Genomic DNA, 12928 nt, shown 5'->3' with positions numbered 1-12928 from the left:
GCTGCCCGCCCACGACGTGGCTACATGCCGTGCACGGCGGGGACCGTGCCGAGCAGGCCCTTCTGGAAGTCCTCGAAGGCCTGCTGCAGCTCCGCCCGGCTGTTCATCACGAACGGGCCGTAGTGCGCCATCGGCTCGCGGATCGGCTGTCCGCCGAGCAGCACGACCTCCAGGTCGGGGGCGTGCGCGTCCTGGCGTTCGTCCGCGCGGACGGTCAGCGAGGACCCGGCGCCGAAGACGGCGGTCTGGCCCATGTGGACCGGGCGCCGCTCGGTGCCCACGCTGCCGCGTCCCGCGAGGACGTACGCGAGGCCGTTGAAGTCCTCGCGCCAGGGCAGCGTCACCTCGGCGCCGGGCCGCACGGTCGCGTGGATCATCGTGATCGGCGTGTGCGTGATGCCGGGGCCCTCGTGGCCGTCGAGCTCACCGGCGATGACGCGGAGCAGCGCGCCGCCGTCCGGGGTGGTGAGCAGCTGGACCTGGCCGCCGCGGATGTCCTGGTAGCGGGGGTTCATCATCTTGTCCTTCGCGGGCAGGTTCACCCACAGCTGGAGGCCGTGGAAGAGGCCGCCGGACATGACGAGGGACTCCGGCGGCGCCTCGATGTGGAGCAGGCCGCTGCCGGCCGTCATCCACTGGGTGTCGCCGTTCTGGATGGTGCCGCCGCCACCGTTGGAGTCCTGGTGGACGAAGGTCCCGTCGATCAGGTACGTGACCGTCTCGAAGCCCCGGTGGGGGTGCCAGGGCGTGCCCTTCGGCTCGCCCGCCTCGTACTCCACCTCGCCCATCTGGTCCATCATGATGAACGGGTCGAGGTGCTTGTAATTGATTCCCGCGAAGGCCCGGCGCACCGGGAATCCCTCGCCCTCGAAGCCGCTCGGCGCCGTGGTCACGGTGAGCACGGGGCGCGGCGTCGCGTCGGCCTGCGCCACCACTCGGGGCAGGGTCAGCGGGTTCTCGACAGTCACTGCAGGCATGGTCGGTACCTCCTGTGCACTCACTTTAGTTGAACGTAGAACTTTCTGCCACCTGGAACGAGCGGGGCCCGGCGGGAATTCCCTCAGGGCTCCAGCTGGAGGTAGTCGAGGTTCCAGTTCTGGAAGGCGCCCTCGTCCAGGGAGAGGCGCAGGGTGTGCCGGCCGCGGGTGAGCTGCCGCGGGTCACGGCTGTCCTGGAGGAAGAAGGCGTGGTGGGCGGTGGTGCCCGCGACCCGCACGGCCTTGCCGGGCCTGCCGCCGTCGTACGCGATCCGGTAGGTCCCCGCGGGTTCGTACGGGGACGACACCCGGACCTTGAGCGTGTACCGCCCGGTCTTCGGCACGTCGATCGCGTACGTGAGCCACTCCGAACCGCGCATCCAGCACACGACCACGGCACCGTCGTGGTCGCACACGTCGACGTTCTCGTCGCGCCGCCCCGGCCCGTCCCCCCGGTTCCCGTCGTCGGTGTCGTGGTACGCCTTGCCCTCGCCGCCAGGGACGTACCCCTCCGCCTGGACGCGGACCGCGCCGGGCGGCACCCGGCCCGCGGCGCCCGTGGTCAGGTAGGACCTGAGCGTCTCCACGTTGTCGGTCTGCAGGATCGTCGCGCCGTGGTCGGCGATGAGCTTGCCCCAGCCGCGCGCGGGGTCGATCAGGGAGGCCTCGTCCGTGAAGCGGGCGGCGAAGCCGTCCCGCATGGTGTTGAACCAGATGCGGCCGGTCGCCCGCAGCCCACGGACGAAGGCGGGCGCGGCCACCTTGTCGCGGACGTCGTCGAAGACGACCTCGAAAGCGGGCGGCCTGCTCTTCCCGAACTCCCCGACGGACGCCGCGTTGTCGTCCTCCACGACGTGCATGTAGAGCGCGTCCTTGTGGCGGCCGAGGAACGCGCGCACCTCCGGCACCGGGGCGCCGGACTTGAAGAGGCCGTTGCGGACGGTGCCGGTCTCCTCCAGGACCCGCCAGACGGCCTCGCGGTCCTCCCAGGCCTGGTCGAGGTTGACGAGCCCGAGCGTGCGGGCGGCCTTCATGGCGTCGGCGACGGTGGGGACGCGTTCTCCGGTGAGCGGCGCGTGGCGGCCGCCGAGCCCCGCGCGCAGTCTGAGGCCGCGCAGCTGGGCGAGGGTGAGGTCGGAGACGCGCCCCTTGCCGTTCGTGGTGCGGTCGACGGTCGCGTCGTGCATGAGGACGGGGACTCTGTCCTTGGTCACGCGGACGTCGACCTCGACGATCTCCGCGCCGTCCGCGAAGGCCGCCCGGAGCGCGCCGATGCTGTTCTCCGGGGCTTTGCGCCACTGGCCGCGGTGCGCGGCGGTCATGACGGCGGCCTTGGGGCCGTGGTCGAGGAAGAGACGGCGGGCGCGGTCGGCGCCGTTCTCGGCGGGAGCGGCGGTCTCCGCGGGAGCGGTGCCGAGCAGGGCCGCGCTCACCGCCGCGCACACGGCGGTGGTCACGAGAACGGTGGGGCGGCGACGCGAGATCCTGGACGAGGGCATAGGTCAGAGCATCGGCGGCGGCCCCCGCCCACCCATGGATCAACGCGCGCGCGTCACCCGTACATGCGTCGCATCGCGAAGTCGACCATCTGCTCCACGGCCTTCGCGTCGAACACCATGCGGTGCTCGCCCTCCATGTCGAGGACGAATCCGTACCCCGTGGGCAGCAGGTCGATGACCTCCGCGCCGGTGATGACGAAGTACTTGGAGTCCTTGCCCGCGTACCGGCGCAGTTCCTTGAGGGAGGTGAACATCGGGATCACGGGCTGCTGCGTGTTGTGCAGCGCGAGGAAGCCGGGGTTGTCGCCGCGCGGGCAGTAGACCTTCGACGTGGCGAAGATCTGCTGGAAGTCCTCGGCGGACATCGACCCCGTCGTGAAGGCGCGCACGGCGTCCGCGAGGGACGGCGGCGAGGGCTCGGGGTAGAGCGGAGGCTGCTGGCCGTAGCCACCGCCGGGCATGCCCTGCATCTGCTGCGGTGGCGGCTGCGCGCCCGGCGGGGCGTACTGCTGCTGGGCGCCGGGGTTCTGGTCGTAGCCGTACATGCGCGTAAGCGTACTGAGTCACGGACGTCACAGATGGGCGGTTAGGGGTTGCGCCTTATTACCGACGGGTAGCATCATCGTAGCTACTTGCTGGTATTCATCCCTTTCCTGCTTACGGAGCCTTCGCCATGGGCCACTACAAGTCGAATCTCCGCGACATCGAGTTCAACCTCTTCGAGGTGCTCGGCCGCGACAAGCTGTACGGCACCGGCCCGTTCGCGGAGATGGACGTCGACACCGCCAAGAGCATCCTCGACGAACTGCGCCGCCTTGCCGAGAACGAGCTGGCCGAGTCCTTCGAGGACGCGGACCGCAACCCGCCGGTCTTCGACCCGGCGACCAACACCGCGCCCGTCCCGGCGTCCTTCAAGAAGAGCTACCAGGCCTTCATGGACTCCGAGTACTGGCGCCTCGGCCTGCCCGAGGAGATCGGCGGCACGACCTCCCCGCGCTCCCTGATCTGGGCGTACGCGGAGCTGCTGCTCGGCTCGAACCCGGCGGTCTGGATGTACTCGTCCGGTCCCGCGTTCGCCGGCATCCTGCACGCCGAGGGCAACGAGGCGCAGAAGAAGATCGCGCAGATCGCCGTCGAGAAGCAGTGGGGCTCGACGATGGTCCTGACCGAGCCGGACGCCGGTTCGGACGTGGGCGCGGGCCGCACCAAGGCCGTGCAGCAGGAGGACGGCTCCTGGCACATCGAGGGCGTGAAGCGCTTCATCACGTCCGGTGAGCACGACATGTCGGAGAACATCCTCCACTACGTCCTCGCCCGCCCCGAGGGCGCGGGCCCCGGCACCAAGGGCCTCTCCCTCTTCCTCGTGCCGAAGTACGAGTTCGACTGGGAGACCGGCGAGCTGGGCGAGCGCAACGGCGTCTACGCCACGAACGTCGAGCACAAGATGGGCCTCAAGGCGTCCAACACGTGCGAGATGACGTTCGGCGACCAGCACCCCGCCAAGGGCTGGCTGATCGGCGACAAGCACGACGGCATCCGCCAGATGTTCATGATCATCGAGTTCGCCCGCATGATGGTCGGCACGAAGGCCATCGCGACGCTCTCGACGGGCTACCTGAACGCGCTCGAGTACGCCAAGGAGCGCGTGCAGGGCCCCGACCTGGCCCAGTTCATGGACAAGACGGCCCCCAAGGTCACCATCACGCACCACCCGGACGTCCGCCGCTCGCTGATGACGCAGAAGGCGTACGCGGAGGGCATGCGCGCCCTGGTGCTGCACACCGCGGCCGTCCAGGACGACATCCAGGTCAAGGAGGCGGCGGGCGAGGACGCGTCGCAGCTGCACGCCCTCAACGACCTGCTCCTGCCGATCGTGAAGGGCTACGGATCGGAGAAGTCCTACGAGCAGCTGGCGCAGTCGCTCCAGACGTTCGGCGGCTCGGGGTACCTCCAGGAGTACCCGATCGAGCAGTACATCCGTGACGCCAAGATCGACACCCTCTACGAGGGCACGACGGCCATCCAGGGCCAGGACTACTTCTTCCGGAAGATCGTCCGCAACCAGGGCGCCGCGCTGAACGGCCTCGCCGAGGAGATCAAGAAGTTCCTCGCGGTCGGCACGGGCGGCGAGGCGCTGGCCGGCGCCCGCGAGGAGCTGGCCAAGGCCGCGGTCGAGCTGGAGGCCATCGTCGGCGTCATGCTGACCGACCTCGCGGCGACCGAGCAGGACGTGAAGTCCATCTACAAGGTGGGCCTGAACACGACCCGCCTCCTGATGGTCTCGGGCGACGTCGTCGTCGGCTACCTGCTGCTCCGGGGCGCCGCAGTGGCCGCCGAGAAGCTGGCCACGGCCTCCGCGAAGGACAAGGCCTTCTACGAGGGCAAGATCGCGGCCGCGAAGTTCTTCGCCGCGAACGTCCTCCCGACCGTCGCCACCGAGCGGAAGCTCGCCGAGGGCGTGGAGCTGGACCTGATGGAGCTGGACGAGGCGGCGTTCTAGTCCGTACGGGCCGTACAGGCTCGGTTCGCACGTCAGCGCGATGCCGCCACTCGATCCTTTCGGGTGGCGGCATCGTCGTAGGCCCTGGGTACGCTGACGGAACGGCCGAGAATCCCGTCCATGGGAGGAACCATGACCGCCGAACCCCGCACCGAAGCGCCGCACGCGCTCCAACCCGACGGCTCGGCGTGGCCGATGCCGCCTCAGGACGGCTACACGACGGACGAATTCTTCAGCCTCGACCTCCCGCCGCACACAGAGTTGATCGACGGGAGCCTGATCTTCGTGAGTCCGCAGCGCAAGTTCCACACGCTGGCGATGGACCTCTTGGTGAACGGGGTGCGCGCCACCGTCCCCGAGCACCTGCGGGTCCGCCGCGAGATGGCCGTCGTCCTCGGACGCAAGCAGGCGCCTGAGCCCGACCTCGTGGTCGTGGCCGCGGAGGCCGACGCCGACCAGACGCAGACGCGCTACCAGGCCGAGGACGTCCTGCTCGCCGTCGAAGTCGTGTCGCCCGACTCCGAAGAGCGTGACCAGGACACCAAGCCCCGCAAGTACGCCGCAGCGGGCATCCGGCATTACTGGCTGGTCACGATGGACGAGAACGACCGGCCCGCGGTCCACACCTACGAACTCGACCCGCACACCGGCGCCTACGCGCCCACCGGCATCCACCACGACCGGCTCAAGCTCGCCGTCCCCTTCACGATCGACATCGACCTCACCGAGATCGACCGCCTCTGATCGCCCCGCCACCCGGACAGCCGCCCCATTAGGCTGGCTGGCATGCGCACACCCTCCGGGCCCTTCGACCGTGGCCACACCGAAGACCTCATGACCTTCCTCGCGGCGAGCCCCACGCCGTACCACGCCGTGGCGAGTGCCGCCGAGCGTCTTGAGAAGGCCGGTTTCCGGCAGGTCGAGGAGACCGAGGCCTGGGACGGCACGACCGGCGGCAAGTACGTGCTCCGCGGCGGCGCCATCGTCGCCTGGTACGTCCCCGAGGGCGCCTCCGCGCACACCCCCTTCCGCATCGTCGGCGCCCACACCGACTCCCCCAACCTGCGCGTGAAGCCGCAGCCGGACGCCGGCTCGCACGGGTGGCGTCAGGTCGCCGTCGAGATCTACGGCGGTCCGCTGCTCAACTCCTGGCTCGACCGCGACCTCGGCCTCGCCGGTCGCCTCTCGCTGCGCGACGGCACCACGCGGCTCGTGGACATCGACCGGCCGCTCCTGCGCGTCCCCCAGCTCGCCATCCACATGGACCGGTCCGTGCACACCGACGGGCTCAAGCTCGACAAGCAGAAGCACATGCAGCCCATTTGGGGTCTCGGCCACGACGTCCACGAGGGCGACCTGATCCGTTTCCTGGAGGAGGAGACCGGACTCGACGAGGGCGACGTCACCGGCTGGGACCTCATGACGTACGCCATCGAGGCGCCCGCCTTCCTCGGCCGCGACCGCGAGCTCGTCGCCGGCCCCCGCATGGACAACCTCCTGTCCGTGCACTCCGCGACCGCCGCCCTCACCGCCGTCGCCGCCCAGGAGGACCTCCCGTGCATCCCCGTGCTCGCCGCGTTCGACCACGAGGAGAACGGCTCGCAGTCCGACACCGGCGCCGACGGCCCGCTGCTCGGCAGCGTCCTGGAGCGGTCCGTGTTCGCGCGCGGCGGCTCGTACGAGGACAGGGCGCGGGCGTTCGCGGGGACGGTCTGTCTCTCCTCCGACACCGGCCACGCCGTCCACCCCAACTACGCGGAGCGGCACGACCCCACGCACCACCCGCGCGCCAACGGCGGACCGATCCTCAAGGTCAACGTGAACAACCGTTACGCCACCGACGGTTCGGGCCGTGCGGTCTTCGCCGCCGCGTGCGAGAAGGCGGGCGTCCCCTTCCAGTCGTTCGTCTCCAACAACGCCATGCCGTGCGGCACGACCATCGGGCCCATCACCGCGGCACGCCACGGCATCAAGACGGTCGACATCGGCGTCGCGATCCTCTCCATGCACAGCGTGCGCGAGCTGTGCGGCGCCGACGACCCGCACCTGCTGGCCAACGCGCTGGTGGCGTTCCTGGAGGGCTGAGCCCCGCCTCGGCCCCAACTCGCCCTGTGGCCAACGATTCTCCCTGTGTGGCCGCGGAGCTCCCGGGTACCCGGAGGCTTCGTAGCCACTACGCAGGGAGGCGGTCCATATGGGCCTCGGCGGATGCATACTTCTGATCGCCGTGGGTGCCATCCTCACGTTCGCGACCGACTGGGAAATGGACGGGCTCAACGTCACCGTCACGGGTCTCATCATGATGGCCGTGGGCCTCATCGGTGTCGCCGTCTTCACCAGCATCGCCCGTCGCAGGAGGGCGGTGGTCCCGCCGGTCGCCCAGACGACCGTCGTCGACCCCGACCAGCAGCCCCGCGGTTACTGACGCCACGCCGCCCGCGACCGTGTCCGAAGTGGGACGGTTCGGGGTAGTCATGGCGCCATGAGACTTCTCGTACGCGACCGCGTGCTCGGCATCGGTGACGACTACTGGATCGAGGACGACCAGGGCCGCAAGGTCTTCCTCGTCGACGGCAAGGCCATGCGCCTGCGCGAGACCTTCGAGCTGAAGGACATGCAGGGCAGGGTGCTCATCGACATCCACGCCAAGATGCTCGCCCTGCGCGACACGATGGTCATCGAGCGGGAGGGCGAGCCACTCGCCACGGTCAAGCGCAAGCGCCTGTCGCTGCTGCGCAACCACTACCGCGTCGAGCTGGTCGACGGCACGGCGCTCGACGTCAGCGGCAAGATCCTCGACCGCGAGTTCGCCATCGAGTACGACGGCGAACTGCTCGCCGACATCTCACGCCGCTGGTTCCGCGTACGCGAGACGTACGGCCTCCAGGTCGTGCGCGAGGACGCCGACCCCGCGCTCCTCCTCGCTGTCGCGGTCTGTGTGATCCGCCTGGCGGAGAAGGAACGCGAGGGGGACGACGACTGACAGGAGACCCCGCGGTCGCGCACCCCGCCGCAGGAGAACCCCGCTAGGCGCCCCGCGCACCCCGCTGCGGCGGCGCCTGTCCGAGGAGCCGGTCCTTCAGGGCCGGGAACTGCTCACGGGTCGCCGAGACCTTTCCGGGATCGAGGTCGACCGTGAGGACCTCCTCGCCGTCACCCGCCTCCGCGAGCACCTCGCCCCACGGGTCGACGACGACACTGTGCCCCGCCTGCGGAACCCCCGCGTGCGCCCCACCCGTGCCGCAGGCAAGCACGTACACCTGGTCCTCGACCGCCCGCGCCCGCGCGAACAGCAGCCAGTGCTCCAGCCGCCGCGCGGGCCACCCCGCAGGCACGACGAACATCTCGGCGCCCGCGTCGACGAGCCCCCGGAACAGCTCGGGGAAGCGCAGGTCGTAACAGGTCGCGAGGCCGAACGTCGTGTCCTGCGTGCGGAACGTCGCCAGCTCGGAGCCGGCCGCCATCATGACGGCCTCGCCCTTGTCGAAGCCGAAGCGGTGGATCTTCCGGTACGCGGCGGCGAGCTCACCCGCGGGGGAGAAGACGAGCGAGGTGTTGTAGAGGGGACCGTCCGGGTCGCGCTCGGGGATCGAGCCCGCGTGCAGCCACACGCCCGCCTCGCTCGCGGCCTTCGACATGGCCTCGTACGTGGGGCCCTCCAGGGGCTCCGCCTCGTCCGCGAAGGACTCGTACGCGAACGCACCCGTGGTCCACAGTTCGGGGAGAACGACCAGGTCCGACCCGTCCCGCGCACTCACTTCACGTACCAGTGAAGCGACCCGCGACCGACGGGAATTGACCGCTTCGTCCTCGTCTACGGCGATCTGGATGAGAGAGGCGCGCACACTACCACCGTCCTGGCATTCGAGTCGGCAACACGGGCCTACGATCGTCACACGAAAGCACTGCCGGGGTGCCTGCGGGCAGCGTAACTTAACGTCTCAGACACCCACCGCCCGCGTACAACCGCAAGGGGTCCCGTGAGTCTCCATCCCAGCCTGCAAACCTACGCCGACGCCTGGACGCACTCCGTCGAAGCGATATCCGAGCTGGTGTCGCCGCTCGCCGAGGGGGAGTGGAACTGGGCCACCCCCTGCCCCGGCTGGTCGGTGCGCGACATCGTCTCCCATGTCATAGGCCTGGACTGCGAGATGCTGGGCGACCCCCGCCCGATCCACACCCTCCCCCGCGACCTGTACCACGTGAAGACCGAGGGCCAGCGGTACATGGAGATGCAGGTCGACGTGCGGCGCCACCACACCGCACCGGAGATGACCTCCGAGCTGGAGTACACGATCATCCGCCGCTCCCGGCAGCTGCGGAACGAGTCGCGGGACCCCTCCACCAAGATCCGCGGCCCCCTCGGCTCCGAGCAGACCCTCGAACTGGCCATGCGGCTGCGGGCCTTCGACGTGTGGGTGCACGAGCAGGACCTCCGCACGACCTTGCGCAAGCCCGGCAACCTCGACTCCCCCGGGGCGTACGTCGCACGGGACCTGCTCCTCAAGGGCCTCCCGAAGGTCGTCGGCGAGAAGGCCGGAGCCCCCGCGAACTCGGCGGTCGTCTTCGACGTCAGCGGGCCCGTCGAGTTCCTGCGCACGGTCCGCATCGACGCCGACGGCAAGGGCACCGTCGACAACGCGCCCTCCCTGGGCCCGCTCGTCACCCTCGGCCTCGACTGGGAGACGTACTTCAGACTGGCCTGCGGCCGCGTGACGTACGCGTCCGTCGCGGACCGCGTCAAGGCCGAGGGCGACCACGAGCTGGCGGACGCGATCCTGCGGAACTTCGCGGTGACGCCGTAGCGGCTCGAACCGACGGCTCCGGACGGACGGTTCAGGCGGGACGGCTCAGGCGGGTACGTGCACGGCCTCGACGCGGCTCGCGACGAGCTGCTCCCGCTCCCTGCGCACGGCCCGCGACTTGAGCCGCAGGATCTGGACGAGGCCGAGCGCCTCCAGGACGAAGACGGCGGAGAACGCGATCCGGTAGTTGTCGCCGGTCGCGTCGAGCAGCACGCCGATCGCCAGCAGGGTCGTCATGGAGGCGATGAAGCCGCCCATGTTGGTGATGCCGGAGGCCGTGCCCTGGCGCTCCGGCGGGTTCGCGGGCCGCGCGAAGTCGAAGCCGATCATGGAGGCGGGCCCGCAGGCGCCGAGGACCGCGCAGAGGACGATCAGCAGCCACATCGGTGCGTGCTCGCCCGGACAGGCGAGCGTCGCGCCCCACGCCGCCGCCGTCGTCCCGATGGTGCCGAGCGCCAGCGGGAGGCGCGCGGCGTGGTGCCGGGCCACGATCTGGCCGTAGACGAGACCGATGACCATGTTGGACAGCACGACGAGCGTGAGCAGTTCACCGGCCGTCGCCCGGGACAGGCCCTGCGCCTCGACGAGGAACGGCAGGCCCCACAGCAGCAGGAACACCATCGCGGGGAACTGCGTCGTGAAGTGCACCCACAGGCCGAGCCGGGTGCCGGGCTCCCGCCAGGACAGCGCGATCTGCTCGCGCACGAACGCCACCCCGGTGTGCGGCACCGGCTCCGGTTCGTGGCCCTCGGGGTGGTCCTTCAGGAACAGCGACATGAGGACGAGGACGACGACACCGCACAGCGCGCTCCCGGCGAAGGCGGCCGTCCAGCCGACGGAGTGCAGGAGGCGGGCCAGGACGAGCGTCGAGACGAGGTTGCCCGCCATGCCGACGAGACCCGCGAGCTGGGCGACCATCGGGCCGCGCCGGGCCGGGAACCAGCGGGTGCCGAGCCGCAGGACGCTGATGAACGTCAGCGCGTCGCCGCAGCCGAGCAGGGCGCGGGACGCGAGCGCCATCGCGTACGAGGGGGAGAACGCGAAGCCGAGCTGGCCGACCGTGAAGAGGACCACTCCGATGGTCAGCACCTTCTTGGTGCCGAGCCGGTCCACCATGAGGCCGACGGGTATCTGCATGCCCGCGTAGACGAGCAGTTGGAGTATGGAGAACGTCGACAGGGCCGACGCGTTGACGTGGAAGCGGTCCGCGGCGTCGAGGCCCGCGACGCCGAGGGACGTCCGGAAGATGACGGCGACGAAGTAGACGGCGACGCCGATGGACCAGACGAGGACGGCCTTCCTGCCGCCGGGGGGATCACCGGGCAGGGAGACGGGGGCGGCGGCGGAGCTCATCGGACCTCGCCCCGCGCCAGGTTCTGGAACCAGCCGACGTGCCGGGTGACCACGGCGACCGCCGCGTCCGCGTCGCCGCGACGCAGCGCGTCGAGGATCTCCTCGTGCTCGGCGAGGGTCTTCGCGATGCGGTCGGGGTGCGAGTGCATCACGGCGACGCCCATCCGCAGCTGCCGGTCGCGCAGCTGGTCGTAGAGGCGGGACAGGATCTCGTTGCCGCCGCTGCGGACGATCTCCGCGTGGAAGCAGCGGTCGGTGACGGCGGCCTCGGCGAGGTCACCGACGGCGGCCTGCGCGCGCTGCCGGTCGAGGAGCTCTTCGAGGCGGCCGATCAGGGCCGCGGGCGCGGGTACCGCCTTGCGCACGGAGTGCGTCTCGACGAGCAGCCGCGTCTCGACGACGTCCGCGATCTCCTGCGCGGAGACGGGCAGCACGAGGGCGCCCTTCTTCGGGTAGAGCCGCAGCAACCCCTCGACCTCCAGCCTCAGCAGCGCCTCGCGCACGGGGGTGCGGGACACCCCCACGGCCTCGGCGAGCTCGCCCTCGGTGAGGAGCGTGCCGCCTTCGTAGCGGCGCTCCAGGACGGCCTGCTTGACGTGGGCGTAGACGCGCTCGGCGGCGGGGAGACGCTTGGCGGGCGCGGCGGAAGCCGCGGAAGCGGTGGGGGTGGCGGGGGTGAGAGCGGTGGCGGCTGGCATGGGCACAGCATAGATACAACAGGTATACAGGGGTACCGCTGTCCACATGGCGAGCATCCCCGGCATGGACGGTCCCTCCCGCCCGGCCGAATTTCCCCGGCACATCAGCGCATCCATCCGCCCCTCTCGTTCGTCTAATCAGTGAGCGGCACCCTCATGCAGCCGCAGCCCAAGGGCATTTGGAGCATTTGTCTTGAATACCGGCATCAAGGGCGCACGTCGCGCGACCGCCGTCCTCGTCACCGCGAGCGCGATGCTCGCCGGCGGCGCCCTCACCAGCCCGGCCCACGCGGCCGCACCGCCGAAGCCGTCCATCGTCGCCAAGGGCGGCTATGTGATGAACAACGCCACGGGGAAGACCCTCTTCACGAAGACGGCCGACACCCGCCGTTCCACCGGCTCCACGACGAAGATCATGACGGCACGCGTGGTGCTCGGTCAGCGGAACCTGAACCTGAACTCCAAGGTCAAGATCGACAAGGCGTACAGCGACTACATCGTCCGCAACAACTACGCCTCGTCGGCCCGCCTGATCGTCGGTGACAAGGTCACCGTCCGCCAGCTCCTCTACGGTCTGATGCTGCCGTCCGGCTGCGACGCGGCGTACGCGCTCGCGGACAAGTTCGGCAAGGGTTCGACCCGCGCCAAGCGCGTGAAGAACTTCATCGGCCAGATGAACTCGACCGCCAAGACGCTCGGCATGCGGAACACGCACTTCGACTCGTTCGACGGCATCGGGCACGGCGCCAACTACTCGACGCCGCGCGACCTGACGAAGCTCGCGAGCAACGCGATGAAGTACTCCACGTTCCGTACGGTCGTGAAGACGAAGTCGACGAAGCAGAAGGTCACCACGAAGTCCGGTGGCTACCGCAACATGTCGTGGACGAACACGAACAACCTCCTCGGCTCCTACCGCGGCGCCATCGGCGTGAAGACGGGCTCCGGCCCCGAGGCGAAGTACTGCCTCGTCTTCGCGGCGACCCGCAACGGCAAGACGGTCATCGGCACGGTCCTGACCTCTTCCTCGCTCGCCAACCGCACCAAGGACGCCAAGAAGCTCCTTGACTACGGCTTCAAGGTCGCGTGACGACTC

General features: G+C 69.9%; 13 protein-coding genes. 7 read left to right on the top strand and 6 right to left on the bottom strand.

Going from position 1 to position 12928, the window contains the following annotated elements; translation table 11 throughout:
• Nucleotides 1-20: 20 nt before the first annotated feature.
• The 3 genes from DEJ47_RS19495 to DEJ47_RS19485 form a co-directional block, all read right to left on the bottom strand.
• Nucleotides 21-977 (bottom strand): pirin family protein, encoded by a 957-nt coding sequence (locus tag DEJ47_RS19495; protein WP_150170064.1) that lies wholly within the window; start codon nucleotides 975-977, stop codon nucleotides 21-23.
• 83 nt (nucleotides 978-1060) lie between these two features.
• Nucleotides 1061-2476 (bottom strand): glycerophosphodiester phosphodiesterase family protein, encoded by a 1416-nt coding sequence (locus tag DEJ47_RS19490; RefSeq protein ID WP_150170062.1) that lies wholly within the window; start codon nucleotides 2474-2476, stop codon nucleotides 1061-1063.
• 53 nt (nucleotides 2477-2529) lie between these two features.
• Entirely contained in the window at nucleotides 2530-3021 is a 492-nt protein-coding gene (locus DEJ47_RS19485; RefSeq protein ID WP_127913024.1) for an SseB family protein, read from the bottom strand.
• A 128-nt stretch (nucleotides 3022-3149) separates the two neighbouring features.
• Here DEJ47_RS19485 and DEJ47_RS19480 point away from each other — a divergent pair, with 128 nt between their 5' ends.
• The 5 genes from DEJ47_RS19480 to DEJ47_RS19460 all read left to right on the top strand — a co-directional run bounded on the left by DEJ47_RS19480 (nucleotide 3150) and on the right by DEJ47_RS19460 (nucleotide 7959).
• Nucleotides 3150-4976, top strand: coding sequence for an acyl-CoA dehydrogenase (locus DEJ47_RS19480; protein WP_150170061.1), 1827 nt, complete (start codon nucleotides 3150-3152; stop codon nucleotides 4974-4976).
• A gap of 132 nt (nucleotides 4977-5108) precedes the next feature.
• Nucleotides 5109-5720 carry a Uma2 family endonuclease gene (locus DEJ47_RS19475; RefSeq protein ID WP_223828413.1) on the top strand — a complete coding sequence of 204 codons (612 nt, stop codon included), beginning with the start codon at nucleotides 5109-5111 and terminating at the stop codon, nucleotides 5718-5720.
• A gap of 42 nt (nucleotides 5721-5762) precedes the next feature.
• On the top strand, nucleotides 5763-7061 hold the full coding sequence (locus tag DEJ47_RS19470) for a M18 family aminopeptidase (protein WP_150170057.1): 1299 nt from the start codon (nucleotides 5763-5765) through the stop codon (nucleotides 7059-7061).
• 109 nt (nucleotides 7062-7170) lie between these two features.
• Nucleotides 7171-7401 carry a DUF6458 family protein gene (locus DEJ47_RS19465; RefSeq protein ID WP_150170055.1) on the top strand — a complete coding sequence of 77 codons (231 nt, stop codon included), beginning with the start codon at nucleotides 7171-7173 and terminating at the stop codon, nucleotides 7399-7401.
• Between the two features lie 57 nt (nucleotides 7402-7458).
• On the top strand, nucleotides 7459-7959 hold the full coding sequence (locus DEJ47_RS19460) for an LURP-one-related/scramblase family protein (protein WP_150170053.1): 501 nt from the start codon (nucleotides 7459-7461) through the stop codon (nucleotides 7957-7959).
• Between the two features lie 43 nt (nucleotides 7960-8002).
• Here DEJ47_RS19460 and DEJ47_RS19455 read toward each other — a convergent pair whose 3' ends face one another.
• Nucleotides 8003-8821, bottom strand: a complete 819-nt coding sequence (locus DEJ47_RS19455; protein ID WP_150170051.1) for a carbon-nitrogen family hydrolase — start codon at nucleotides 8819-8821, stop codon at nucleotides 8003-8005.
• Nucleotides 8822-8956: 135 nt separating this feature from the next.
• On the opposite strand from DEJ47_RS19455, the gene DEJ47_RS19450 reads away from it, so the two are divergent.
• A complete protein-coding gene (locus DEJ47_RS19450) occupies nucleotides 8957-9781 on the top strand; it encodes a maleylpyruvate isomerase family mycothiol-dependent enzyme (RefSeq protein ID WP_150170049.1) in 825 nt (274 codons plus the stop codon).
• A gap of 45 nt (nucleotides 9782-9826) precedes the next feature.
• Here DEJ47_RS19450 and DEJ47_RS19445 read toward each other — a convergent pair whose 3' ends face one another.
• Nucleotides 9827-11134, bottom strand: a complete 1308-nt coding sequence (locus DEJ47_RS19445) for an MFS transporter (RefSeq protein ID WP_150170047.1) — start codon at nucleotides 11132-11134, stop codon at nucleotides 9827-9829.
• On the bottom strand, nucleotides 11131-11832 hold the full coding sequence (locus DEJ47_RS19440) for a GntR family transcriptional regulator (RefSeq protein WP_150170045.1): 702 nt from the start codon (nucleotides 11830-11832) through the stop codon (nucleotides 11131-11133). The genes DEJ47_RS19445 and DEJ47_RS19440 overlap by 4 nt, the downstream gene beginning before the upstream one ends.
• A gap of 193 nt (nucleotides 11833-12025) precedes the next feature.
• On the opposite strand from DEJ47_RS19440, the gene DEJ47_RS19435 reads away from it, so the two are divergent.
• The gene (locus DEJ47_RS19435; protein ID WP_223828412.1) at nucleotides 12026-12922 is read left to right on the top strand and encodes a D-alanyl-D-alanine carboxypeptidase family protein; all 897 of its coding nucleotides are present in this window, start codon (nucleotides 12026-12028) and stop codon (nucleotides 12920-12922) included.
• The last annotated feature ends 6 nt before the right edge of the window (nucleotides 12923-12928 follow it).

This window comes from Streptomyces venezuelae (assembly GCF_008642355.1).
In the GTDB taxonomy this organism is placed as follows: domain Bacteria; phylum Actinomycetota; class Actinomycetes; order Streptomycetales; family Streptomycetaceae; genus Streptomyces; species Streptomyces venezuelae_B.
The sequence above is the reverse complement of the archived record's forward strand: the minus strand, read 5'-3'. Positions and strand labels throughout refer to the sequence as shown.